Consider the following 25,206-nt stretch of genomic DNA (forward strand, 5'->3'; position numbering starts at 1 on the left):
CCTTCCCAAAAGCCCTTAACAACGTTAACTCTGTCTGAATACACAGGCCGAGTGAACCTAAAAATGCAGCCATATAACTTCAGCTATAGCACTACATGTCTTGTTTTTTACATACGCTAATTATTGAATTAGGTATGTGGTAGACGCTTTGTATTCAATTTCAGAAAACCTCGCACCAGGACAGAATATAAAATCACTGTCATCGTGCGCACTTTAATGAAACGTCAGTAATGAATCGGACCATTACCATCCGCTGGGGTGAATACAAGCGGCGTACAATATAATTATCAAGCTCCTATTAAGCAATCATTTATTTCAATAAATAAATATACTGTTTTATTTCAACGAGTTGATGTTTGAAAGGTAAATAAATAACGTAGAATTTAATGTAAGTTAAATATGAATCATTTTTTATCTAAAATCAAGTGATTAAAATATTTGTAATTTATTGAAATAAAAGAATAAAACAGGTTTGCTTTAAAGAGGTTGAAAACGGGATAAAAATGATAAAAAGTTAAATTGAATTTTAATAAAAATCACTTATTTATATAAAATAATTTAACCTTTCTAGTTCCATTAAATGAAACCTATATAAACAAAATAATATAATTAGCGTGTTAGCACTAATTTAAGTCCGATATTATGGGCACGAATGCCCATAATAGGAAAAATTAAATGTTATTTTCTTCTAAGCTTCTGCTGTGTATATAACGCATCTAAAGTAAATAAAATTAATGCAATCCAGATAAAGCCAAATGTGATGAGCAGTTCTTGGGTCATCACTTCACCATACATAAAGACGGCCAGTAAGAACATAATGCTTGGACCTAAATACTGGAAAAAGCCCAATGTTGATAGCCTTAAATGATTGGCAGCTTCAGTAAATAGCAACAATGGAACAGTGGTGATAATCCCTGCGGCAATTAAGAGGATATTTAAATGCCAACTGTTCATCGTCATGTCACTTGTCGGACTATCTGCAAAGAACAATAAGAAAATGATACCAACAGGTAGCAACCATAAGGTTTCAAATGTCATGCCTGTTTGGGCATCAACCCCCAATTTTTTGCGTAATAATCCGTAGGTTGCAAATGTCACCGCAAGACTTAACCCAATGATAGGTACAGAGCCAAACTGCCATAGCTGAATTAACACGCCCGTCAATGCTAGTCCAACCGCGACCCATTGCATTCTACGAAAACGTTCATGCAAAAATAGCATACCAAACAGTACGTTAACCAGAGGGTTGATAAAGTATCCTAAGCTGGCTTGTAGCATATGCCCATTATTTACTGCCCAGATATAAATCAACCAGTTAGACGCAATTGTTACCGCAGTGACACCTAAGACTAAGATTTTTTTAGGTTGTTTTAATACTTGGCGGAAATAACTCCAATGGCGTGAAATAGTGAGCAGTAGCAGCATAAAGAAAAATGACCAAATAATCCGGTGAGTCAAAATTTCTTCGGCTGGAACTTCTTTAATAGATTTAAAATAAATGGGAGCAACACCCCAAATAAAATAAGCGCCTAAGGCACATAACACGCCTTTGGTAGTATTTTGTTGGCTCATGAATAGCTCTGAAATTGATATAAAGTCAAACTGAGAGATCGAAACCAAGAAAGCGGATGGTTCGATGTGTGATGCCATTAATGTGACATTGCTCAGGTTTTTTTACAAGCTATTAGTTAATGAGGTTATTAATTATTTATTGGGATGTTTCATCCGATTAAATAAGTCGCCGTTGCCGTCGCAATATGTTGGTTTTTTTCATTGTGCAATTCACTGCGAGTTACTGCTATTTTATTGCCATCACGGAGTAAGCTGGCGCTCGCAATAAATACATCACCACGACCAGGACGTAAGTAGTCAACGCGTAAGTCGATAGTGCCCATCTTTGACATCTTATCTGCAATATCTTGATATGTGAGAGTGTCAATGCGTTGTAGGATCCGATTGATACAGACCATGCCTCCTGCCACATCTAACAGGGATGCAATAACACCGCCATGCAGAATATTTTGGGTAAAATTTCCAATAAGTTCAGGGCGATTTTTTACGGACAATTGAACTAAGTCATCCGTCATTTGCAAAAGCTCAATCCCAAGCAGTTGATTAAATGGCATTTTGTAGATAAAAGCATCACTCATAAATTTACTGGCTTCTTCGAAGGTATAGATGCGGTCATTCATTTTAGGATCCTTGTCTATGATGTTAATCATAAGTTAACATTATGTATGTGCTAATATCTAGAAAACAAATGAATAATCTTTCAACGGTTAATCATGTTTCGGTGTAAAATGAGACAAATTTTTTTTCACTGCTGTTGAAATAGGAATGGCAAATGCGCGCTTTACAAATGTTGTTGAGTTCTGTGCTCTGTTTCTGGTCTGTTTCACTCTTTGCATCTGATAATACCGAAGAACCGGCACAGCAGGATGCAGCAAATCATACCCCCGTTCGCGGAAGTATTATTTCTGGGTTACTGCAAAATTATGATAACCCCTTTGTTTTATATCCTTACGAACCTAACTACATCATTTATACCTATACTTCGTCGATGAATAAAAAAGCTATCGCGAGCTATGATTGGGGGAATGATGCGCTTAACGATGAAGTGAAATTCCAATTGAGTTTGGCATTTCCAATTTGGCGTGGCATCGCAGGGGAAAACTCAGTGCTCGCCGCCTCTTATACTCAGCGTTCTTGGTGGCAACTAAGTAACAAGAAAGAATCTTCACCATTTCGTGAAACCAACTATCAACCCCAAATTTTTGTGGGATGGGCGCTAGATAACCAATTTGCTGGCTGGACGTTACGTGAGTTTGAAACAGGTTTTAACCACGAGTCGAACGGTCGTTCAGATCCTACATCTCGTAGCTGGAATCGAGTTTATGCCCGAGCGATGGCACAAAAAGGGGATTGGCAAGTTGAGTTAAAACCGTGGTACCGCATTCCTGAAAGCGAAAGCAGTGATGACAACCCAGATATCAATAAATACCTTGGTTATTATCGCGTCAAAGTGGGCTATGACCTTGGCGAAAGTGTAATTTCGGTAGCAGGACACTATAACTGGAACTCTGGTTATGGCAATGCAGAGTTGGGATGGAGCTACCCGATGACGAAACATGTGCGCCTTTATACCCAACTGTTTAGTGGTTATGGTGAGTCGATGATAGACTATAACTACCGTCAAACGCGTTTTGGTATCGGTGTTATGCTGAACGATATCATGTGATCTGGGCAGACATTCCGGTCAATTCAAGGTAATATCTTGCCAATAGCTGCTCTTTTCGGGCAGCTATTTGTTTCAACCTCTAGAGGAAATTCGTGTCTACCGCTTGCGTTATCAATCAACTTTCACTCGCTGAAAATGTGCTAAACAGCACGTTTGGTTATCAATCCTTTCGTCCAGGGCAAGATGCTGTCATTGGTGGGATCCTCGATGGTCGCGATTGCTTAGTATTGATGCCTACGGGGGGCGGAAAATCGCTCTGTTATCAAGTTCCAGCCTTGGTGAAACAAGGGATAACATTGGTGGTTTCTCCCTTGATATCCTTGATGAAGGATCAAGTCGACCAACTGAAATTACACGGTGTTGAAGCCGCCTGTTTGAACTCTTCGCAAACTTCTCTCGAACAACGCCAAATCATGGAACAGTGCACCCAAGGGAAAATTAAACTCTTGTATGTGGCACCAGAACGCTTACTGACTGACTATTTTATTCAACAGTTGGAGAGTTGGGATATCGCCTTACTGGCGGTAGATGAAGCACACTGTATTTCCCAATGGGGCCATGATTTTCGCCCAGAATACCGTTCATTAGGTCAATTACGCCGAGCGTTACCTAATGTACCAGTGATGGCTCTGACGGCAACAGCCGATGAAACTACTCGCGCTGATATTGTTCGTTTATTGGAACTGAACGACCCATTAATCCATGTTAGCAGCTTCGACCGACCAAACATTCGCTATACTTTAGTCGAAAAATATAAGCCGTTAGATCAACTCTGGTTTTTCATTAAGGCTCAAAAAGGCAAGTCCGGTATTGTTTACTGTAATAGCCGTAGCAAAGTGGAAGAAACCGCAGAAAGATTACAAAAGCGAGGTTTAAGTGTTGCGGCCTACCATGCGGGTTTAGAAAATGCTCAGCGTGAGTGGGTACAAGATGCTTTTCAGAAAGACAACCTGCAAATTGTCGTGGCGACCGTCGCATTTGGGATGGGAATTAACAAATCCAATGTGCGTTTTGTGGCGCATTTTGACATCCCTCGTAATATTGAAGCGTATTACCAAGAGACAGGACGAGCAGGGCGTGATGGCGTCGAGGCGGAAGCTATTCTATTTTATGATCCTGCGGATATGGCATGGTTGCGTCGGTGCTTAGAAGAAAAGCCGGCAGGAATGCAGCAGGATATTGAACGTCATAAATTGAACGCGATCGCCGCGTTTGCAGAAGCACAAACGTGTCGCCGTTTGGTGTTACTGAATTATTTTGGTGAAAACCGCCAAAAGCCATGTGGTAACTGCGATATTTGTCTCGATCCACCAAAACGCTATGATGGATTAGTGGATGCACAAAAAGCTTTATCGTGCATTTATCGTGTTGGACAGCGTTTTGGTATTGGCTATATTGTTGAAGTGCTACGGGGAGCGAATAATCAGCGGATCCGTGATTTAGGGCACGATAAGCTACCAGTCTATGGCATTGGTAAAGAACACACGAATGAACATTGGGTGAGTGTATTGCGCCAATTGATTCATTTAGGGATGATCACCCAGAATATTACCCATTTTTCAGCATTACAGTTAACCGAAGCGGCCAGACCGATACTCCGAGGCGAAATGCCATTACAGTTGGCGGTTCCTCGAGTTTTAGTCACCAAAAGCCGGAATCAACAAAACAAAATTTACCATGGCAATTATGATAAGAAGCTGTTTGCCAAATTGCGTAAATTACGTAAATCCATCGCAGATGAAGAGAATATCCCACCTTTTGTGGTCTTCAATGATGCAACGTTAATTGAAATGGCAGAGCATTGCCCAACTAAACCGGTTGAACTCTTGCTGATCAATGGGGTGGGCGAGCGTAAGTTAGAACGTTTTGGAGAGGCATTTATGACCTTGATCCAAGACCATCTAGAAGGTTATGAATGAGGAAACGCCATGTCGCCAGATAGTCTAAAAGCCAGTTGGTTAAATCGAGAAACTGAGTTTTCGGCCTTTACCAACGGTCCGCTTTTAGATTTTTGGCAGTTACGTGAAGAGGGACAATTTCTCGGTGTTGATGAGCTTCCTATTCACTATGTGCGTTTTATTCATGCAAAGCATCACAAAGCGGTGGTTATCTCACCAGGTCGCAGTGAAAGTTACGTTAAATACCCTGAAGTTGCCTATGATTTTTATCATTTAGGTTTTGATGTTTTTATTATTGATCATCGTGGACAAGGGCGATCCGGGCGTATGTTAGCCGATCCGCAAAAAGGACACGTTGAAAAATTTACAGATTACATTGATGACTTCGCTAAATTCATTGATTTAGAGGTCAGAGATCGCCACTATCTTAAATGCTATGCACTGGCGCACTCAATGGGCGGAGCTATTCTCGCGGGTTATTTACTTCGAGACAACGTGACATTTGATGCTGCTGCATTATGTGCTCCCATGATTGGGGTCAATTTACCGATGCCCCATTGGTTAGCAAGCTTTATTGTTGAGCGGGCAGAACCGCGCCGAAGTGTGCGAAATGACTACGCTGTATCAACGGGGAAGTGGCAGCCATTACCTTATTTAATCAATGTATTAACCCATAGCCAAGAACGTTATCGACGTTACTTACGTTACTATGCGGATTATCCTGAATTACGTCTCGGTGGTCCAACTTACCACTGGTTACGAGAAAGTTTTGCGATTGGCAAAGAGCTGGTTGCGAAAGCGGGAGAGATTGAGACCCCTCTGATGCTACTTGAAGCGAGCGAAGAGAAGGTGGTCAGCAATCGAGAGCTACAAGCTTTTTGTCAAAGTCGGCAAAAAGCGCAAATAGGACGAGAAGAAAAATTACCCCTCATTATCGAAGGGGCTCACCACGAAATCCTATTTGAAATAGATGCACTGAGAGCCATGGCACTCAATGCAATTTGTGATTTTTTTGAGCAGTATTAGCCATAGTTAGGGATCCTGTATGAAATATCCGGTTGTTGCTTCCGATTTGGACGGAACACTTTTATCTCCCAATCATGATTTAACGTTATACACCAAAGATACGCTCAAGCAGCTTGTGGCAACAGAAGGTGTGCGGTTTGTATTCGCAACGGGGCGCCATCACATCGATGTTGCACAGATCCGTGATGGTCTGGGCATTGATGCCTATATGATCACTTCGAACGGTGCTCGTATTCACAATACAAATGGTGATCTGATTTTTGAGCATAATGTTGATCCTCATATCTCCGAGGAACTCTGCTTAATGGAGTTTGATCATCCAGAAATCATCACTAACTACTATCATGGTGATGATTGGTTTATTAACCGTGAAAGCCCAGAGCAAAAAGAGTTTTTTAAGGAATCCGTCTTTAATTATCAGTTGTTTGATCGTCATGATTTTCCAACTTCTGAAGTCTGTAAGGTGTACTACACCAGTGAAGATCATGATTTACTGGTGGATCTTCAACAGCGAATTCAGCGCCGCTGGAAAGATAAAGTGCATGTGACTTTCTCCTTACGTAGTTGCCTTGAAGTGATGGCAGGCTCTGTGTCTAAAGGGGAAGCGTTAAAGCAAGTGACGGCATTACATGGCTATGGAACCCATGATAGCATTGCGTTTGGTGACGGCATGAATGATAAAGAGATGCTGACGCTAGCGGGTAAAGGCTGCATCATGCAGAATGCTCATCAATTGCTAAAAGATGCATTGCCTCATATGGAAGTGATCGGTTCTAACCAAGATGATGCGGTAGCGCGTTATTTGAGAAGTAAATATTTAGACAACAAATAATTAGTTTTTGTATGTGCATTAGTAGAAAGCCAGATAGAATAAAAAACTATCTGGCTTTTTATTTGCCTTTGAGATGAAATGGCAACGAAAAGTGCTATTTATCTAAATTAAGGTGTTTATCCTATTTTGTCTGTTGGCGAGTAAATTTAAACTACTCAGATGAAAAGCAAGTTTGGGCTGTATAATCTGAAAGATCAGCCGATAATAACGGGTATTACTGTGTTGCCAATTGCCATACTGCACTGTTGAGGGTTGTTTAGGATGAAAAAAATTGCGTTAGCGCTGTTGTTAGGATCTGTTTGTTATAGTTCATTATTACTTGCTACACCGGCGAAACCTACAACAGCAAGTGAACAGACGACGATAGAGCAAATCACGCAGTTAGCTGAAAAAGGCGATCCCGCGTCTCAATTCCTATTAGGTGAGCGTTATTTCAAAGGTCAGGGGGTTTCTCAAGACTCGAAAGTGGCCGCTGAGTGGTTTATCAAAGCAGGGGATCAAGGTAACTCAGACGCGCAGTTCCGACTGGGAACGATGTATGTTAATGGCTTTGGTGTGCGCCGTGACTATGATAAAGCGATGTTGTGGTATGAAGAAGCTGCCAAAAACGGTGATACTCGGGCAGAAACAAATATGGCAACCATGTATGCACAGGGCTTAGGGGTCAAGCAAGATCTCGAAAAAGCCGCTTATTGGTTTAGAAAAGCGGCACAAAGCGGCAATGTCATTGCGCAATTTAAAATTGGGCAAATGTATTCGATAGGTAGTGGTGTCGCATTAGATAATGAAAAAGCGGTATTCTGGTTCAGAAAAGCAGCGAAACAGCGTGATGCTAACTCCCAAGACCGTTTAGGGGTTATGTACTCCGAGGGTAAAGGGGTGAAAAAGAACCTTCAGCAAGCTTATGCTTGGTTGTCTACCGCGGTGTATAGTGGAAACAAAGAGAGTCAGCGCTTACAGAAAAAAATTGCAGAACAGCTGAGTGCAGAAGAGCTAAAACAAGCACAGAAGCTTGCTGACAATTACATTAAAACCTACGGTAACAACCAAGAAAGCTAAATATCTACCTCAATTTAACGGGATATCAGTAGGTATCCCGTCAATCCAATAATCGACAGAATCAAATATCCCCAGCAGAAGCGATAAAACCGATTATATCCCCAGCTTCGACGCACCATGATTTGTAGCTTTTGGGTCGACAATCGACGAATTTGTAAGCGATAAGCCACCAAATATAGCAGACTCAAGCCTTGCCATAGATAGAGTGTATTAAAGGCAAAGCTTTTGCCAACAATCAGTAAAATCACCAATGGGATCAGAAAAAACAGTATGGAGCCCACTCGCTCATATTGCGTGATTCTCAATTTGATGGATTCGTCTTGGGCTTCCACTGTATGGATCATTATATTGCCTTTTTTGCGAGTAAGAATGAGGGAGCAAGCTCCCTCTATAAACTTAAAACTTAGAGCTCCCCAGTACCACGTGATGGATTGCGACCTGAAAGGTTATTTGTGGCACTTTGCAGTGTGTTATTACGCACATCGACACGCGCTTGGAAAGGTGGGAATGGTAAGGTAATTCCTTGTTCCGCAAAAGCTTCCAAAATATGTTGATGAATTTCGTGGCGTGCAGGTAAACGATGCCCCATTTCACCGGCATACACCCGTAGCTCGAAAATTTGAATCCCTTGCTGTAAGTCCACTAAATAGACTTCAGGGTTAGGATTTTCAAGGATCATTGTCGAGCGTTTCGCTGCACGAAGGATAATTTCAGTGACTTTTTCGCTATCGGCATCCACCGGAGCAGGGATAGTCATCACGATACGGGTAATGGTGTCAGTCAGAGACCAGTTAATAAACTGTTCGGTAATAAATGCCTTGTTTGGCACAATAATTTCTTTTCTATCCCAGTCCGTTAAGGTGGTCGCACGGGTATTAATCTTGGTGATACTGCCCGTTAGGTTACGGATAGTGACGGTATCCCCGATACGGATTGGCTTTTCAAATAAGATCATTAAACCAGAAATAATATTGGCAAAAATCTCTTGTAAACCAAATCCTAACCCAACCCCCATTGCGGCAATCAACCATTGTAGCTTCGACCAGTCGATCCCTAACATGGAGAAACCGACAATGGTCCCTATAATGGTAATACTGTATTTGGTTAAGGTACTGATGGCATACCCGGTACCGGGTGTTAAATCAAGATGTTGAAGTACAGCCAGTTCCAAGAGTGCAGGCAGGTTTCTCACTAATTGTGCAGTGACGATAATGACCAAGATGGCGATAAAAATCGACCCCATGGTAATGGCTTGAACAGTTTCTACACCATTGATAGATGAGGTGACATCCCATAAACGAATATTTTCAAGGAATGAAAATGCAGTATGCAATTCAGACCACAACCAAATTAATGACACCAGCGCTATCATCGTGAGAATGGAGCGGACCAATCCCACAGACTGGGAGCTGATGGCATCCAGATCGATAACCTGCTCTTCGATATCAATATTCCCTTCGCCGCTGGCATTCGGAAATTGTGCGTCTTCTTCCCCTTTGGCTCGTTGGGCTAACATTTCCGCACGGCGCTGCTTAGCCCGTTCAAATGCCAATTTACGGCGTTGCATCGACATCCAGCGTTGGATAGTGTGATAGACAATCAAAATCACAAACCAAATCGCCACAGATGTTTCTAAGCGAGCTAATAACGCTTGAGAGGTAGAGAAGTACCCTAATACGGAGAAAAATGCAGCAATCACAGGGGCAATAAAGATCAGCCACCATAATGCGGTATTGATTAAGTTTTCACCGGAGCCGTGTCGGTCCAAATATAATGGAATTTTAGAACGGCGTAAGTTATTGGTGATTAAGCTTAATGCGACACACAGAATGAGGAAACAGAGGCGCCCTAAGGTCGCAGAAAACTCTCTTTCGCTATAGTGTTCAAAGGTGATGATGGCCATCACAAGTGGGACAATCACAAAAATCGCTAAACGATAATGGCGCATTGCCCGTTTGACCGCGTCTTTATCCCAACCAAAATGCGCAATAAATAGTCCTGTTGGTCGTGAAAACGTTTCACTGATCATAAATAGCCAGAGCAGCGGGGTGGTTGCGCTAACACCGTAGCCAATAGCGGCTGCCATCGGATATTGCCAAGCACTTTGCAACCCGTAACCAATAGCCGACCACATCATGGGCAGGGGAAGTGCAACGATAATGGACCAAAAAATTGTACGAATCGTTAGATAAAAGCGGTCTTGTGTCACTTTGCCAATACGCAAGCTAGAGCGGTCTAAGAAAGCTTGATAATGGCGACGTGTACTGACACTAAAAATCACTAAGATAATAGAACCCAGCAGATACAAGAATGAATCTTGGCTGGTGACCATGACCTCTAGTGCCCCGGCCAACTGGGAGAGGGTATCCAGCGATAGTAATTGGGTCATGTCTGTGACCACAATAACAGGGTAATTGATGCTAATTGCTGGAACATCCGCAACCCAGAAGAGATAGCGGTTTGATGCATCTTTCACTTCTTTTAATGCATCAGTCAATTGTCCTGTCGCCACATTGAGCTTGGTTAGCTCCAACATTTCACCGTCAAAACCCGAAATAAGTGAGGTTAATAGCTCTTTACGGGTTTTCATTAAGGATTGGTACACTTGCGACTGAGCAGGGTTTAAATCATTCGCACTTTCTTGTACAGAAACGTCGAGTTTAGCGAGGCGCTCAAGCATATCTTCGTAATTTAAGCGCTGGACACGTAAATCTGCCATTTCTCGGTCAAGCTGTTGGCTTTTCGGAATTTCAGGCAGTCGAGAAAGCTGGGTACGCAGTGCTTCCCCTAAGGTGCTTGAGCTGCTGATCCACTGAGCTTGTTCACGGATCGTTGACAGCGCTTGTCGTGCATTACGAATGCTTGTGGAAATCTCTGTTTGATTGGTGGTGATGGCACTCATACGTTGAGCTTGCTCGGTCAACTCTTGAGACATCTTACGGTTGATATCAAGCTGCTCTTTTAAGAACGGCGTCAATTCACCTTGTTCCGCCAACATTTCCGTGTGTTCTAACGCCAAAATGGCTTTCTGTTGGCGCTGAGTGTTTTGGAAATCGCGTAACTGTTGTAACTCAAGCTCTAGGCGTTGATAACGCTTTTTCTCAAGCTCAAGCGCCATTCGGGAAATTTCTTGGCGGTTATTGGCAGACAATTGCGCCATTTCTAGCTCATTCACAGTAGATTTGCGGGCGCTTACTTCGGCTTGAGCTAGTGTATATTGAGCTTCTGCTAATGGTGTTCCCGGAGTATTGAGCGATTGAAGCCGTGTTGATGCATCGGTTAACTGGCGGCGCGCTTCAGATAATTGTTGCGGCAAAACATTTAGGGATTCGCTAATTTCGCGCCCTTTATCCTGTTCTTGCTGCATTAATCGACCTTGGTCAAGCAACTGGCTGCTGAGCTGGGTAATACGTTGCTCTAATTCGCTTAAGCTAATGCTGGAGGGAATGGCAGGCGGTGTATCCGCTTCATTGAGCAGATTCTGGCGGATTGTTTTGATAATCTTAGGAAAATTATCAATCGCATCTTGGTATGACTTGGCTTTTCTATCTGACTCACGGGCTTCATTAATCCAGCTCAATGCCCCTTGTAACGCTTGAGCAACCTCAGCGTCCTTCGGGTTTTTGCTTGGATCAAGCTGTTTAAGCTCCTGCGTAATCTGTGCTTCATCTTGTACGGAGGCTGGCGCCGCATAAGATGAAAAAACGATTAACAGGCTAAGTAAAAAACTGATAATCAAACGCACAGTGAGGAGCTCCTTCAGCGATAGATAACTTAATTATAGTTTAAATGATTAGCTAACAGTTTCAGTGCGTTGTTGTCCATCAACAGACTCTGCTAACAGCTCACCCATGCGGGTTGCGTAGCCAGGGATCAATGATGCATTAAAACGAATTTTGTTTGGTTCAAACAGGTTGATGACAGTAGAACCCAGCTTGAATAGACCCATTTCTTCCCCTTTACGTAGGAAAATTGCCCCTTCTTCATCTTGCTCTGGGTAAGTCCAACGTTTGATTACGCCTTCACGTTGTGGATTAACACAACCGCTCCAAACGGTATCAATACTACCGACAATGGTTGCCCCGACTAAAATCTGTACCATGGCACCAAAAGGGGTATCAAATACGCAGATTAAACGTTCATTACGTGCAAATAAATTAGGTACGTTGGCTGCGGTTAATGGGTTAACAGAAAAAAGGTCGCCAGGAACGTAAATCATCTCGGTTAATAAACCATCACACGGCATATGGACGCGGTGATAGTCACTTGGGGATAAATAGGTGGTGATAAAATCACCATTACGGAACTTATCCGCTAATTCATATTGACCTGCCAGCAAGGCTTCAACGGTATAGTTATGACCTTTTGCTTGGAAAATCAAATCATTATCAATAGAGCCTAACTGACTAACTGCGCCATCTGCTGGCTGTGCAAGTTGATGTTCGGCTGCCACAATTGGGCGTGCGTCATCTTTTAGCGTACGAATGAAAAAGTCGTTAAAGGTTGAATACGCTGTTAACTCACTTTTTTGAGCTTCATTCATATTCACTTTATACGCTTTAGCGAACAGTTTTATGGCCCACTGGGTGACAAAGCCCACATTTCGACTAGCAAACCATCCTGCAAGTTGGGTAAGCCCTTGTTTAGGCAGCATAAACTGCAAGCGGATTTTGATTTTATCTAGCACGTTAACCTCTGAATTTTAAAGGTAAGTTAGTGAAAGGGCGCTATTGTAACCGAAACTAATGCGCTTTCGAATTATTTCAGAAAGCGGGTGAAACGATCGATCGAATGTAAGCGCCCACTAACTTATTTTAGACTGATTTTGGGGATTATTTTTCTTTAGCGGTAAAGTTACCGCGCAGTTTCACTTGTTCCATACTTTCTAAAATACGGTGATAGTTTTCAAAGCGTGATTCGGCAATCCTGCCATCTTCCATCGCCTCTCGCAGCAAACATCCAGGATCATCTAAATGTTTACAGTCACGGAATTTGCAGCCGCCAAGGTAATCTTTAAATTCGACAAACCCTTTAGTAACTTGTTCCTTCGTGAGATGCCATAGACCAAACTCGCGTACCCCAGGTGAGTCAATAACATCGCCCCCATGTGGGAAATGATAGAGTCTAGATGCTGTCGTGGTGTGTTGTCCTAAACCAGAGATATCGGAAACATTATTGACTAAGATGCTCTGTGTATTATCAGGGAGTAATGTATTTAATAAACTGGATTTACCTACCCCAGATTGACCGACAAAGACGGAAACTTTTCCTGCTAAAATGTTAGTGAGTGCTTCCATTCCTTCGCCTGTGTGGCTGGACACTTCGAGAACTTGATAACCAATATCCGTATAAATTGTCATTAAATCGCTAACCCACTCACGATTTTCATCATCTAGCAGGTCAACTTTGTTTAAGACAATAATGGGTTGAATTCCTGTTGTCTCGCAGGCAACTAAGTACCGATCGATAATATTCAGAGATAATTCGGGTAAAATCGCAGAAACTACCACGATTTGGTCGATATTAGCAGCGATCGGTTTGAGCCCATCATAATAATCAGGGCGAGTTAAGACAGAGTGGCGTTCATGAACCGCTTCCACAATTCCGTTCACTTTAATGTCACTTTGGGTATTGAGAGCAGGGCGCCAGACAACATTATCACCCGTTACTAAGGATGAGATGGTTCGGCGCAGGTTACAGCGCTGTATGGTGCCATCTGCGGCTTCAATATCCGCATGCTGACCAAAACGGCTAATCACTAAGCCCTCTTGAGCCTCACCTAATTGGCTATCATCAATCTCAATCGTTTTCTGCTTTTTGAGTCTTTTTTGATGATTTTCTTGCACGCGGCGCTGTTGGCCTTTCGAAAGTTTCTGCTTAGCCACCTGACCTCTCTCACATAAATAATTTGGCGTCTATATTATAACCGATAGGTACGTTGTTCAAAAATGACATACCTATAACTGATAGCACGAAGGGTGTTATCATACCTTAACTCCACCGTATTCAGTTAGGGCATATCATGCAAAAGAATGAGAATAATTTAATTTGGATCGATTTAGAAATGACCGGACTCGATCCTATTCGTGATCGTATTATTGAAATTGCCACTATTGTGACTGACAGTAACCTGAATATTTTAGCGGAAGGTCCGGTTATTGCGGTTCATCAAACCGAGGAACAGCTGGCATTAATGGATGAGTGGAATGTAAATACTCATACCAATAGCGGTTTAGTCGAGCGAATCCGTAAAAGTGTGATTAGTGAACGTGAAGCTGAGTTAGCGACCCTTGAATTTTTAGAAAAATGGGTACCAAAAGGCGTATCACCAATCTGTGGGAACAGCGTAGGTCAAGATCGCCGCTTCTTATTTAATTATATGCCAGAATTGGAAAGCTATTTTCACTACCGCTATTTGGATGTGAGTACATTAAAAGAGTTAGCCCGCCGTTGGAAACCTGAGATCCTTGCTGGATTCTCCAAGAAAAATACCCACCAAGCGCTGGATGATATCCGCGAGTCGATTGCCGAGCTGGTCTATTACCGAGAAACGTTTATTAAATAACGGGCTCTAGATTACCCAGTATTATAGCAATCTTAAGCATGCCATATGCTCAAGTTATATGGCATTGTTTGGGAGATATCATCATGGCAAATTACACTCGCGAGTTTGAAAGCGTTGATGGTTTGAGAGTGGAAGATTAGGTGACGTCATTATAAGAAAGTAAAAGGTTAACAAACTTAACACGTTGAAATTCTTATTTAACAATCAGCGATGACAAAATCATCATTGTGATTGTTTTATCATCAAACGAACAAAAAAATAAAAAATTTGAGTTCAAACCCTTGCTAGTATCTTAATTTTTCGTATAATGCGCTCCCCGTACCGATGAAGTTTTTACTGTTTTGTCGGCACGATTAAAGCACCAAGAATTGGTTATGCGGGAATAGCTCAGTTGGTAGAGCACGACCTTGCCAAGGTCGGGGTCGCGAGTTCGAGTCTCGTTTCCCGCTCCAAACTTTCTTGATGTTTTAGCTAGAGCACTATTTTCGGAATGCGGGAATAGCTCAGTTGGTAGAGCACGACCTTGCCAAGGTCGGGGTCGCGAGTTCGAGTCTCGTTTCCCGCTCCAAACTTTCTTAGTGTTTTAGCAAAAGTAGTACCTTCCAAATGCGGGAATAGCTCAGTTGGTAGAGCACGACCTTGCCAAGGTCGGGGTCGCGAGTTCGAGTCTCGTTTCCCGCTCCAAATTTTTCTCTTAGTATCTCCTCAATATACTTCACTGATTTTTAGTTTTATAGCTAATCATTAATACTTATTTTGGCTTTTAGCGTCTATTCTTTGTGCACAAACAATTTTTGTCATGAGAATCCAAGATCCTTTTATTATTTATGATCTTTTTAGGATCCAAGTGAGTTTTTTGCTTGCATTCATAAGCAGAGCGCCATAGAATAGCCACCCCTTAGCAATAGGGCACTCTATAAGAACTTCGACTAAAATGACGAACGTTCTACGGAATAGTAAAAAATCCTATTTTTGCCATTTCAGCTAAAATTTCTTCTCAACCTGATTTTTTACCAACTTTACTTTAGTTAGTTAAGTAAAATTCAGCGTTTTTTATTATTTCTTTCCATGAGAAAGTTATCCACAATTTGAGTGGGTCTGGGTTCAATCTATCCTAGACGGAAACACTTTACTGCACAGAGTTATCCACAGGTTGCGTGTTGGTTAACTTTTGACTATCACAAAATGAATGTTCATCGTTTTTACTTTAATCTATTGAAATTAAAGTAAAAAAATATTTGTTCAAAATGTGCTAAGCACAACTTGCAAATCCTTTACCTATTGTCGGCTAAGCCTTTTTTTATTTTATTCACATCAGTTTGACAATTTACTACTTAGGATATAAGGGTGGGCTTTTTTTAGGCGTCTCGCGGTAAACCTTTAGTAATTGCCCTAACAAGACGTTTTTGTTGCGAAGTTTGAATTGTGACTTGATTTTCTGCTCGGCGCTTTAATTGCTGCTCAATAGACCATTGGAAGTGTTCGTCTAGCATTGGGTTCATTCCAAGACGATTTTGCAATGCGAGGACAATACTATCTTGATAGGGCGCGTTACCCAAAGCGACACTGACATTTCGAAGCCATTTAATATAGCCAATGCGGCGGATTGCCGATCCTTCTGTAATACGTAGAAATTTCTCTTCACTCCATGAAAAAAGATCTAATAGCTCTGGCGTATGCAATGCAGCCCTTGGGCTAAAATCGCTTTCATCAGTGAGCTGAGAAAAGCGATTCCATGGGCAGATGAGCTGACAGTCATCACAGCCATAAATTCGATTACCCATCAATGGGCGAAATTCCTCAGGAATTGCACTATCTAATTCAATGGTCAGATAGGAAATACAGCGTCTTGCATCGACAGTATAGGGTTCAACAATCGCACCTGTCGGGCAGGTTGTCATGCAAGCAACGCAGCGCCCACATTGTTCTTCAACGGGTTGATCGACAGGAAGTGGCAGGTTGATCAGTAACTCACCAAGAAAAAACCAAGATCCCGCATGTTGATTAAGTACCAATGAGTGCTTACCAGTCCAACCTAACCCCGCTTTAACCGCTAATGGACGTTCAAGGATAGGGGCTGAATCAACAAACGGGCGAAAGTTTATGTCATCGGAACATTCAAACTGTTGGCAATAGTCTAAGATTTGATCTCCAAGCACTTTTAAGCGTTTTTTTAATAGCTTATGATAATCTCGACCGAGAGCATAGCGACTGACGTAGCCTAGCTCAGGGTTGTTAAGCGTGCTGGCAAAAGCCGCCTTCGCAGGGAGATAATTCATGCGGACGCTGATGACCCGTAGTGTGCCGGGATGTAATTCGTGGGGTCTTGCCCGCATCATGCCATGGCGATTCATCCACTCCATGTCGCCATGATATTGTTTATCCAGCCAGGCTTGGAGCTTGGGTTCCTCAAGGGTAAGATCCGTATCGCAAATACCGACTTGTTGAAAGCCAGCATCGATGCCCCATTGCTTAATATTTTGGGCGAGAAGTTCAAGATTGAGGCGTGTGGACATGGGAAATATCTAGATAAAAGTGGATTCGCAGGCACTCTAACACGATCGTTTGATTTCTCAAAATCAACGGATCTTGTGGGGTCGATCTTAGTCGGATATTTCCGATCTCGATGTTCCAACAATGTTAAATAACAAAAATAGATCCGCTTGAGTTAAAATAGGCGTTAATATCAATCTTGAATAGATCTCATCATTATAATTGGCTGCACCAACTATGAAAGAACGCACAATACAACTTGCTAATGAAGAGCAAACCGTAGCGCTAGGGCGCACGATTGCAATGGCTTGCAAACAAGGCGCGATAATTAACCTTTATGGGGATCTTGGCGCGGGGAAAACAACGTTTAGCCGTGGATTTTTGCAAGCGTTGGGTCACAAAGGCCATGTTAAAAGCCCAACTTATACATTAGTTGAGCCTTATGAATTAGCGGATAGACATGTTTTTCACTTTGATTTATATCGCTTAGCCGATCCTGAAGAACTTGAGTTTATGGGGATTCGCGACTATTTTTCTGACACCTCCGTCTGTTTGGTTGAATGGCCACAGCAAGGCAAAGGCTTCTTACCTGAAGCGGATCTTGAGATCCATTTAACGTATCAAAATGAAGGGCGTCAGGCTCGCGTTGTCGCTTTTTCGGCAACCGGAGAGTCATTATTGGAAGCGTTAACGGTATTCTAAGGAACATATAGCTCATGATGAATGCATCGATGAACAGAATAACTACCAAGGGTATTTTTTCTTTTTTCCTATTATTGATGATGTTTGTATTGGCTTTGGTGACATCGACCGCCAAAGCTGCATCACTGTCTAATATTCAAGTCAGTAATAGCCCTTCACAGGCTCAAGTTACATTAACATTTGTTGATGGAAAGCCTGATTATTCGTACTTTCCGCTGCATTCACCAGAACGTTTAGTGATAGATGTCCAGCAACGTGGTGAAATTATTGGCCTACCATTAAAGCTCGCTAAAGGGGATTTAGTGAAACAAGTACGTGCAAGCCAAGCGCCAGATAGCCAGCACAAACGTATTGTACTTGAGCTTGCCCAAGCGGCGAAAACGAAAGCGACCGTTCAGCAGGTTTCAGGTCAATATCAGGTCATATTCACTTTATCTACAGGTAAAGGACAGGCATCAAGCTCATTTAATAATACCGTGATGCCAACACAGTCTGCGGTCACGCCATCCACACGAAATTCGCAACCTGCTCAGCCTGCGCAAGAAAAATCATTAAAAATGAATGCGCCAGCCACAGCACCTGCGGTGGTTCCAGTATCAACAACACCGACTAAAACTTTGCCAAAAGGCACCAAGCAGGTCGTGATTGCTATTGATGCGGGTCATGGAGGGAAAGACCCTGGGGCAATCGGTAAAAATGGATATAAAGAAAAAGATGTTACCCTGAGTGTCGCGCGTAAGCTGTACCAGAAATTGGATGCAGACCCGATGTTTAAACCTGTTATGACAAGGGACGGTGACTATTTTATTTCAGTGAGTGGTCGTTCGGATGTTGCCCGTAAAAAAGGTGCCAACATGTTAGTGTCTATCCACGCAGACTCTGCACCTAACAGTAGCGCTCGCGGCGCCTCTGTATGGGTGTTATCAAACCGCCGTGCAAACAGCGAATTAGGTAGCTGGTTAGAGCAACGTGAAAAACAATCTGAGCTTTTAGGTGGAGCAGGAGATGCATTGAGCGGTGCGGATCCATACCTCAGCCAAGCCGTATTGGATTTACAATTTGGGCACTCCCAGCGTGTTGGTTACGATGTAGCAGTTCATGTGATTCAGCAACTAAGAAAAATTGGTAACATTCATAAGAAAACACCAGAACATGCGAGCCTTGGGGTATTGCGTTCCCCTGATATTCCATCAATCTTAGTCGAAACGGGGTTTATTAGTAACACTTCAGAAGAGCAGTTACTGAAATCGAATGACTATCAGGAAAAAGTGGCAGATGGTATCCATCAAGGGCTACGCCAGTACTTTTTAGCCAACCCGCTGCAAGCAGCGCCAAAATAAGTGAATTAGGTTATGGCAATCCAGATCCTTTCTCCTCAATTAGCAAACCAAATAGCGGCTGGAGAGGTGGTCGAAAGACCCGCCTCTGTTGTGAAGGAATTAGTAGAAAATAGCCTTGATTCTGGTGCGACTCGTATCGACATCGAGATAGAGCGAGGGGGAGAAAAGCTGATCCGCATTCGGGATAATGGCTGCGGGATCAACAAGGATGAGTTGGTTCTTGCTTTAGCACGCCATGCTACCAGTAAAATTGCGACATTGGATGATCTCGAAGCCATCATGAGCATGGGCTTTCGTGGCGAAGCCCTTGCCAGTATTAGCTCAGTTTCTCGACTGACATTAACCTCCAAGCCTGCGGAACAGAGTGAAGCATGGCAATCTTATGCAGAAGGTCGTGACATGCAAGTGACGGTGAAACCTGCCGCACACCCTAATGGCACGACGGTAGAAGTGCTTGATCTCTTTTACAATACACCTGCTCGTCGCAAATTTATGCGTACAGAAAAAACCGAGTTTGGGCATATTGATGAGGTTGTGCGGCGTATCGCACTTTCCCGCCCTGATGTTGCGATGAATCTGTCTCATAACGGCAAGTTGGTGAAACAATACCGAGCTGCGCAAGATGCTAACCAGCAAGAGCGCCGTTTAGGTGCCATCTGCGGCACAGGGTTTATGCAAGGCGCACTTGCACTTTCTTGGGAGCACAGTGATTTAGGCATCAAAGGATGGGTCGTTGCTCCTTCAACGTCCCCGTTAGGCATCAATGATATTCAATATTGCTATGTGAATGGTCGCATGATGCGCGATAAGCTGATCAACCATGCTATTCGTCAAGCTTATGAAGGGCATTTAGAGGATAATCAGCAACCTGCCTATGTACTGTACTTGACGATTGACCCCAAACAAGTTGATGTCAACGTTCATCCTGCCAAGCATGAAGTACGCTTTCATCAAGCCAGACTTGTACACGATTTTATCTACCAAGCGGTACGAACCGTATTGCTCAATGCACTTACTGAGAGTGAACTTCCTGGAGTTGAGCCCGTGACTGTTGAAGTTGAAAATCGAGCATCAGCCGGAGATAATTATTTTGCTTCTCCAGTGGCAACGACAACACAAAAACCGCAGCAATCTCAACATGTTCATACTCAAGAGTCTCAAGTTTCTTACGGCGATAAAAACCGTGGGGCGATGATAGGCAAAAACCGTTCTTTTTCTTCGGGCAATATAGGAACATATAACCCTGCACCAAGTTATGAACGTAACACCGGAGAGCTGTATCAGCGCTTAATGTCCATTCCGGTTGAACCTGAAGATAAAAAACCGTTATTTCCAGAAAGAAAACCATTGAATGTCAGCCCAGTAGAACACCAGTTTGTAGCGAAAAGTGCGGATGACTATCAATTCGGTAAAGTATTGACAATTTACGCAAAAAACTTTGCATTAATTGAGTCTTCATTAGGGATAATCCTGTTATCCTTAAATGAAGCGAACTACTTATTAAAGTTGGCTCAGTTGATGCCAGAAAATGGCGGATTAAAGCCTCAGCCGTTGTTAATCCCCTTAAAATTGTCACTAAAAAGTGACGAAATAGAGGTTTTGCAGCGTTATAAGGAACAATTGACACTATTTGGTATCGATGCTTCGATATTTCATGGAAAAGTGACTATTCATACGGTATCGTTACCGTTAAGAACGCAAAATTTATCGCAGCTTTTTTCTGATTTAATTGTGTTTTTGTCGACAAAAAAAAGCATTCCAAATGAAAGTATCGCACAATGGCTCGCAAGTGCGATTTCACAGGCAAAAACCGAAGAAAGTTGGAGTTTAGCTCAGGCAGTTCAACTGCTGGCTGATGTTGAGCGGATTTGTCCGCAGTGGGTAAAAAATCCACCGCCAACATTATTACAATTAATTAATTTACAACCTGTGGTAGCTACACTAACAAATGAGTGATTTAGTAACTCAAAAAAGACCCAATGCCATTTTCTTAATGGGGCCAACGGCTTCAGGCAAAACGGCATTAGCCATCGAATTACGCAAGCATTTGCCTGTGGAGATTATCAGTGTCGATTCGGCACTGATTTATCGAGGAATGGATATTGGCACGGCGAAGCCTAATAAAGAAGAACTTAGCCAAGCTCCGCATCGTTTAATTGATATTCTTGATCCTTCGCAGCCTTATTCTGCGGCAGATTTTCGTCGTGACGCATTAAATGTAATGGATGAAATTACGTCTCAAGGTAAAATTCCATTATTAGTTGGCGGAACAATGCTTTATTTTAAAGCTTTATTAGAAGGTTTATCGCCGCTGCCCTCTGCTTCACCAGAGGTTCGTGAGACAATCGAACAAATAGCACAAGAACACGGTTGGGCTGAAGTACATCGTCGTTTAGCGGACGTTGATCCTGTTTCTGCGGCACGTATCCATCCTAATGATCCACAAAGATTATCCCGAGCTTTAGAGGTATATCTCATTTCGGGACAAAGTTTGACTGAAATGACTCAAACAGCGGGCACGGAATTGCCTTATAATGTGTTTCAGTTTGCTATTGAGCCACAAGATCGTAAAATTTTACATGAGCGTATCGAACAGCGTTTTCGTTTAATGCTAGATGCAGGGTTTGAAGACGAAGTTAAAGCGCTATACCAACGGGGTGATCTTCATGTTGATTTACCTTCCATTCGTTGTGTAGGTTATCGCCAAATGTGGTCTTATCTTGATGGTGAAATAGATTATGATGAAATGGTTTATCGAGGGATTTGCGCGACGCGCCAATTGGCTAAACGGCAGATCACTTGGTTGAGAAGCTGGGATAATGTTCATCGGTTAGATAGTGAGCAACCTCAGCAAGCGCTTGACACCGTTATACAGGTTATTAGTGCATAGGGCTATTCTTTGTGTACAATTAAAGCGTTAAGCGTAATTTTTGAGTAGTAATTTTTAGGAATCGTAAGATTCTCATTTTAAAAACAACAAAATAAGGAAAACATAGAATGGCTAAGGGGCAATCTTTGCAAGATCCGTTCCTGAACGCATTACGTCGTGAAAGGGTTCCGGTCTCTATTTATCTCGTTAATGGTATTAAATTGCAGGGTCAAATCGAATCTTTTGACCAATTTGTTATTTTGCTGAAAAACACAGTGAGTCAGATGGTTTATAAACATGCTATCTCTACTGTTGTTCCAGCACGCCCTGTTTCTCATCATAGCGGTACTGGTACTGCTGGCGCAGGTAATGGCAACTACCACGGTGGTGCTTCTGCTGGGCAAGATGGCGAATCAGCTGAGTAAGACTGTACGCTAAAAACAAGGAAAGCATGGGTAGGGAGACTATACCTATGTCTTTCCTTTGCAATTATTGTTTAGCCTAAAGAGGTTGCACCTTGTTTGATAGGTATGAAGGCGGTGAACTAGCTGTACTTGTTCATGTTTTTTTTGATCAAGAAAAAGACGTGGATAATTTGGCAGAATTTGAGTCCCTAGTGACTTCTGCAGGGGTAAAACCTGTACAAATAGTGACTGGCAGCCGTAAGGCTCCCCACCCAAAATACTTCGTTGGGGAAGGGAAAGCTGAAGAAATCGCTGAAGCTGTTGAAGCAAGTGGCGCGGATGTGGTGTTATTTAACCATACTCTTAGCCCTGCCCAAGAACGTAATCTCGAACGGGTTTGCCAATGTAAGGTCGTGGATCGTACAGGGGTAATTTTAGATATCTTTGCACAACGTGCGCGTACGCATGAAGGTAAACTTCAAGTTGAATTAGCTCAATTACGGCATTTATCCACTCGTTTAGTGAGAGGATGGACGCACCTTGAGCGACAAAAAGGCGGGATTGGCTTACGCGGTCCTGGTGAAACTCAGCTTGAAACCGACCGTCGTTTATTAAGGGATAAAATCAAACAGATCTTATCTCGTTTAGGGCGTGTCGAAAAACAGCGTGAACAAGGTCGTCAATCAAGAAGCAAAGCGGATATCCCGACCGTTTCTTTGGTTGGTTACACTAACGCAGGAAAATCCAGTTTATTTAACCGGATGACGTCAGCGGATGTTTATGCTGCAGACCAACTATTCGCTACGCTAGATCCAACGTTACGTCGTATTGATGTTGATGATGTTGGAACGGTTGTTTTAGCGGATACAGTGGGTTTTATTCGTCATCTTCCACATGACTTGGTTGCCGCTTTTAAAGCGACTCTGCAGGAAACCCGTGAAGCGAATTTATTGCTCCATGTGATTGATGCAGTTGATGTTCGTCTAGATGAAAACATCCAAGCAGTTAACAGTGTATTGGAAGAAATAGACGCGAATGAAATTCCAACACTTTTAGTGATGAACAAAGTTGATATGCTCGACGATTTTGTCCCGCGTATTGACAGAGATGAGGATAACAAGCCAGTTCGTGTCTGGGTTTCAGCGCAAACAGGCGAAGGTATCCCTTTGTTGCTCCAAGCATTAACGGAACGTCTTTCAGGTGAGATCGCACATGTTGAATTGCGTTTACCACCGAATGAAGGTCGCTTACGGAGCCGTTTTTATCAACTTCAATCCATCGAACGTGAATGGCAAGAAGAAGACGGCACTATTGGACTTGAGGTGCGTATGCCAATGGTGGATTGGCGACGTTTATGCAAACAAGAGCAGCAATTACCTAACTATGTTGTTTAAAGATGAGGTTAAAACAGCCGATTGGTTGAATTAACCGCAACACAGTTAGGCAATGGAATTGATATTAAGAGCCCAATATCCTCAGTGTGATTCAAGACGCCAATTGGTGAAATGAACGATGAGAAATATCGCTCTTAGCCCTAAAAATCAATCATAAAGAATGGAGCTAAAACATGGCGTGGAATCAGCCCGGTAATGACGGACAAGACCGCGATCCGTGGGGAAGCGGCAATAAAGGCAGCAACTCTGGCGGGAACAAAGGTGGTCGGAAACCTGGGGCTTATGATCTCGACGATCTCTTTCGTAAAATAGGCAGCAAGCTTGGCGGCGGCGGGAACAAAGGTGGTGGTGAAGGCAATAATAAACAGTCATCACCAATCAGCGGTCGTTTAGGTATGTTAGCACTTGCAGCGGTTGTCGTGGTATGGGCCGGTTCTGGCTTCTATACCATCAAAGAGAGTGACCGTGGCGTAGTATTACGTTTTGGTGAATATAGTGGCATCGTCGGACCAGGTCTGAACTGGAAACCAACGTTTATCGACCAAGTTGTTCCTGTGAACGTTGAAACTGTTCGTGAGCAAGCAACTAACGGCATGATGCTAACGTCTGATGAAAACGTGATTCGCGTTGAAATGAACGTTCAGTACCGTGTGACTGACCCAGCTCAATACTTGTTCAGTGTGACGAACCCTGACAACAGCCTGCGCCAAGCGTTAGATAGTGCTGTGCGTGGTGTTATTGGTCAATCTGCCATGGAGCAAGTATTGACTACGAATCGAGCCTTTATCCGTGATGTGACACAGAAAGAGCTTGAAGCGACAATTGCACCATACAAAATGGGTATTACTCTGCTGGACGTCAACTTCCAAGCGGCTCGTCCGCCAGAAGATGTAAAAGCGGCATTTGATGATGTAATCTCCGCAAGGGAAGAAGAACAAAAAACGATTCGTGAAGCGCATGCCTATCGAAACGAAGTTCTACCTCTCGCGAAAGGTAACGCACAGCGTATGATCGAAGAAGCTGAAGCTTATAAGGCGAGCGTCGTCTTTAAAGCCGAGGGTGAGGTCGCAAGCTTTGCGAAAATGTTACCTGAATATCGTGCAGCACCTGAAATTACCCGTGAACGTCTGTACATCGAAACGATGGAACGCGTATTAGGTAATACACGTAAAGTCATTGCGAACGATAAGAGTAACAGCATGTTAGTGCTGCCACTGGACCAGATCATGCGTGGAACCAATGGTAACGTCGCACCTGCGTCAAAATCGAATCCATCATCGGCAAGAATGACGAACTCCAATAATGGTTCATCATCCGTGGGTTCAGCACCTGCACAGCCAAACAGCCCTGTGCGTGGTGATGCAGTTAGAGTAGGGAGACAATAAT

At 42.9% G+C, this 25,206-nt stretch carries 20 protein-coding genes and 3 tRNA genes; 16 read left to right on the forward strand and 7 right to left on the reverse strand.

The features are described from left to right. Positions 1–678 precede the first annotated feature (678 nt). Together rarD and PR795_RS05375 are read right to left on the reverse strand one after the other, a co-directional pair. Entirely contained in the window at positions 679–1,572 is an 894-nt protein-coding gene (rarD, locus tag PR795_RS05370; RefSeq protein WP_006662373.1) for an EamA family transporter RarD, read from the reverse strand. Between the two features lie 149 nt (positions 1,573–1,721). Next, entirely contained in the window at positions 1,722–2,192 is a 471-nt protein-coding gene (locus PR795_RS05375) for a thioesterase family protein (protein ID WP_036963225.1), read from the reverse strand. A 152-nt stretch (positions 2,193–2,344) separates the two neighbouring features. Between PR795_RS05375 and pldA the strand changes: the two genes are divergently transcribed. The 5 genes from pldA to PR795_RS05400 all read left to right on the forward strand — a co-directional run bounded on the left by pldA (position 2,345) and on the right by PR795_RS05400 (position 8,053). After that, positions 2,345–3,238 (forward strand): phospholipase A, encoded by an 894-nt coding sequence (gene pldA, locus PR795_RS05380; RefSeq protein ID WP_006662375.1) that lies wholly within the window; start codon positions 2,345–2,347, stop codon positions 3,236–3,238. Positions 3,239–3,330: 92 nt separating this feature from the next. Continuing rightward, entirely contained in the window at positions 3,331–5,157 is a 1,827-nt protein-coding gene (recQ, locus tag PR795_RS05385; protein ID WP_006658171.1) for an ATP-dependent DNA helicase RecQ, read from the forward strand. Between the two features lie 9 nt (positions 5,158–5,166). Next, positions 5,167–6,162 (forward strand): lysophospholipase L2, encoded by a 996-nt coding sequence (gene pldB / locus PR795_RS05390; protein WP_006662377.1) that lies wholly within the window; start codon positions 5,167–5,169, stop codon positions 6,160–6,162. A gap of 19 nt (positions 6,163–6,181) precedes the next feature. Continuing rightward, entirely contained in the window at positions 6,182–6,994 is an 813-nt protein-coding gene (gene yigL, locus PR795_RS05395) for a sugar/pyridoxal phosphate phosphatase YigL (RefSeq protein WP_006658169.1), read from the forward strand. A gap of 261 nt (positions 6,995–7,255) precedes the next feature. After that, positions 7,256–8,053: a tetratricopeptide repeat protein gene (locus PR795_RS05400; RefSeq protein ID WP_006658168.1), complete on the forward strand. Its 798-nt coding sequence runs from the start codon at positions 7,256–7,258 to the stop codon at positions 8,051–8,053. Positions 8,054–8,067: 14 nt separating this feature from the next. On the opposite strand, the gene PR795_RS05405 is transcribed toward PR795_RS05400, so the two are convergent. The 4 genes from PR795_RS05405 to rsgA form a co-directional block, all read right to left on the reverse strand. After that, positions 8,068–8,397 (reverse strand): hypothetical protein, encoded by a 330-nt coding sequence (locus PR795_RS05405; protein WP_006658167.1) that lies wholly within the window; start codon positions 8,395–8,397, stop codon positions 8,068–8,070. Between the two features lie 59 nt (positions 8,398–8,456). Next, positions 8,457–11,798, reverse strand: a complete 3,342-nt coding sequence (mscM, locus tag PR795_RS05410; RefSeq protein ID WP_036963227.1) for a miniconductance mechanosensitive channel MscM — start codon at positions 11,796–11,798, stop codon at positions 8,457–8,459. Positions 11,799–11,846: 48 nt separating this feature from the next. Further along, complete coding sequence (gene asd / locus PR795_RS05415; protein ID WP_006662380.1) at positions 11,847–12,740, reverse strand: archaetidylserine decarboxylase; 894 nt, start codon at positions 12,738–12,740, stop codon at positions 11,847–11,849. A gap of 145 nt (positions 12,741–12,885) precedes the next feature. Beyond that, entirely contained in the window at positions 12,886–13,938 is a 1,053-nt protein-coding gene (rsgA, locus tag PR795_RS05420) for a small ribosomal subunit biogenesis GTPase RsgA (RefSeq protein ID WP_036963230.1), read from the reverse strand. A gap of 137 nt (positions 13,939–14,075) precedes the next feature. Between rsgA and orn the strand changes: the two genes are divergently transcribed. From orn to PR795_RS05440, 4 genes are all read left to right on the forward strand, one after another. Then, complete coding sequence (orn, locus tag PR795_RS05425) at positions 14,076–14,618, forward strand: oligoribonuclease (RefSeq protein ID WP_036963232.1); 543 nt, start codon at positions 14,076–14,078, stop codon at positions 14,616–14,618. Between the two features lie 376 nt (positions 14,619–14,994). Continuing rightward, a tRNA-Gly gene (locus PR795_RS05430) sits at positions 14,995–15,070 on the forward strand. Positions 15,071–15,110: 40 nt separating this feature from the next. Beyond that, a tRNA-Gly gene (locus PR795_RS05435) sits at positions 15,111–15,186 on the forward strand. A gap of 40 nt (positions 15,187–15,226) precedes the next feature. Beyond that, a tRNA-Gly gene (locus PR795_RS05440) sits at positions 15,227–15,302 on the forward strand. Positions 15,303–15,976: 674 nt separating this feature from the next. Here the strand turns inward: PR795_RS05440 and queG are convergent. Continuing rightward, positions 15,977–17,134, reverse strand: a complete 1,158-nt coding sequence (queG, locus tag PR795_RS05445) for a tRNA epoxyqueuosine(34) reductase QueG (RefSeq protein WP_036977931.1) — start codon at positions 17,132–17,134, stop codon at positions 15,977–15,979. A 214-nt stretch (positions 17,135–17,348) separates the two neighbouring features. Here queG and tsaE point away from each other — a divergent pair, with 214 nt between their 5' ends. From tsaE to hflK, 7 genes are all read left to right on the forward strand, one after another. Beyond that, positions 17,349–17,813 carry a tRNA (adenosine(37)-N6)-threonylcarbamoyltransferase complex ATPase subunit type 1 TsaE gene (gene tsaE / locus PR795_RS05450; RefSeq protein WP_006657966.1) on the forward strand — a complete coding sequence of 155 codons (465 nt, stop codon included), beginning with the start codon at positions 17,349–17,351 and terminating at the stop codon, positions 17,811–17,813. A gap of 14 nt (positions 17,814–17,827) precedes the next feature. Continuing rightward, positions 17,828–19,153 carry an N-acetylmuramoyl-L-alanine amidase AmiB gene (amiB, locus tag PR795_RS05455; RefSeq protein WP_036976265.1) on the forward strand — a complete coding sequence of 442 codons (1,326 nt, stop codon included), beginning with the start codon at positions 17,828–17,830 and terminating at the stop codon, positions 19,151–19,153. A gap of 12 nt (positions 19,154–19,165) precedes the next feature. Next, positions 19,166–21,109: a DNA mismatch repair endonuclease MutL gene (gene mutL / locus PR795_RS05460; protein ID WP_154636296.1), complete on the forward strand. Its 1,944-nt coding sequence runs from the start codon at positions 19,166–19,168 to the stop codon at positions 21,107–21,109. Beyond that, the gene (miaA, locus tag PR795_RS05465) at positions 21,102–22,043 is read left to right on the forward strand and encodes a tRNA (adenosine(37)-N6)-dimethylallyltransferase MiaA (protein WP_006657969.1); all 942 of its coding nucleotides are present in this window, start codon (positions 21,102–21,104) and stop codon (positions 22,041–22,043) included. Before mutL ends, miaA begins: the two co-directional genes overlap by 8 nt. A gap of 107 nt (positions 22,044–22,150) precedes the next feature. Continuing rightward, on the forward strand, positions 22,151–22,447 hold the full coding sequence (hfq, locus tag PR795_RS05470) for an RNA chaperone Hfq (protein ID WP_006662385.1): 297 nt from the start codon (positions 22,151–22,153) through the stop codon (positions 22,445–22,447). Positions 22,448–22,539: 92 nt separating this feature from the next. Beyond that, entirely contained in the window at positions 22,540–23,820 is a 1,281-nt protein-coding gene (gene hflX, locus PR795_RS05475) for a ribosome rescue GTPase HflX (protein ID WP_006657971.1), read from the forward strand. 173 nt (positions 23,821–23,993) lie between these two features. Then, positions 23,994–25,205 carry an FtsH protease activity modulator HflK gene (hflK, locus tag PR795_RS05480; RefSeq protein ID WP_154630375.1) on the forward strand — a complete coding sequence of 404 codons (1,212 nt, stop codon included), beginning with the start codon at positions 23,994–23,996 and terminating at the stop codon, positions 25,203–25,205. The last annotated feature ends 1 nt before the right edge of the window (position 25,206 follow it).

It is taken from the genome of Providencia sp. PROV209 (genome assembly GCF_028479485.1).
Classification (GTDB): domain Bacteria; phylum Pseudomonadota; class Gammaproteobacteria; order Enterobacterales; family Enterobacteriaceae; genus Providencia; species Providencia alcalifaciens.

Coding starts and splice junctions, on each gene's coding strand:
- PR795_RS05400 (WP_006658168.1), top strand. CDS start 7,256: ATGAAAAAAATTGCGTTAGCGCTGTTGTTAGGATCTGTTTGTTATAGT.
- PR795_RS05375 (WP_036963225.1), bottom strand. CDS start 2,192: ATGAATGACCGCATCTATACCTTCGAAGAAGCCAGTAAATTTATGAGT.
- pldA (WP_006662375.1), top strand. CDS start 2,345: ATGCGCGCTTTACAAATGTTGTTGAGTTCTGTGCTCTGTTTCTGGTCT.
- hflK (WP_154630375.1), top strand. CDS start 23,994: ATGGCGTGGAATCAGCCCGGTAATGACGGACAAGACCGCGATCCGTGG.
- pldB (WP_006662377.1), top strand. CDS start 5,167: ATGTCGCCAGATAGTCTAAAAGCCAGTTGGTTAAATCGAGAAACTGAG.
- queG (WP_036977931.1), bottom strand. CDS start 17,134: ATGTCCACACGCCTCAATCTTGAACTTCTCGCCCAAAATATTAAGCAA.
- tsaE (WP_006657966.1), top strand. CDS start 17,349: ATGAAAGAACGCACAATACAACTTGCTAATGAAGAGCAAACCGTAGCG.
- yigL (WP_006658169.1), top strand. CDS start 6,182: ATGAAATATCCGGTTGTTGCTTCCGATTTGGACGGAACACTTTTATCT.
- amiB (WP_036976265.1), top strand. CDS start 17,828: ATGATGAATGCATCGATGAACAGAATAACTACCAAGGGTATTTTTTCT.
- orn (WP_036963232.1), top strand. CDS start 14,076: ATGCAAAAGAATGAGAATAATTTAATTTGGATCGATTTAGAAATGACC.
- miaA (WP_006657969.1), top strand. CDS start 21,102: ATGAGTGATTTAGTAACTCAAAAAAGACCCAATGCCATTTTCTTAATG.
- rarD (WP_006662373.1), bottom strand. CDS start 1,572: ATGAGCCAACAAAATACTACCAAAGGCGTGTTATGTGCCTTAGGCGCT.
- hfq (WP_006662385.1), top strand. CDS start 22,151: ATGGCTAAGGGGCAATCTTTGCAAGATCCGTTCCTGAACGCATTACGT.
- mutL (WP_154636296.1), top strand. CDS start 19,166: ATGGCAATCCAGATCCTTTCTCCTCAATTAGCAAACCAAATAGCGGCT.
- PR795_RS05405 (WP_006658167.1), bottom strand. CDS start 8,397: ATGATCCATACAGTGGAAGCCCAAGACGAATCCATCAAATTGAGAATC.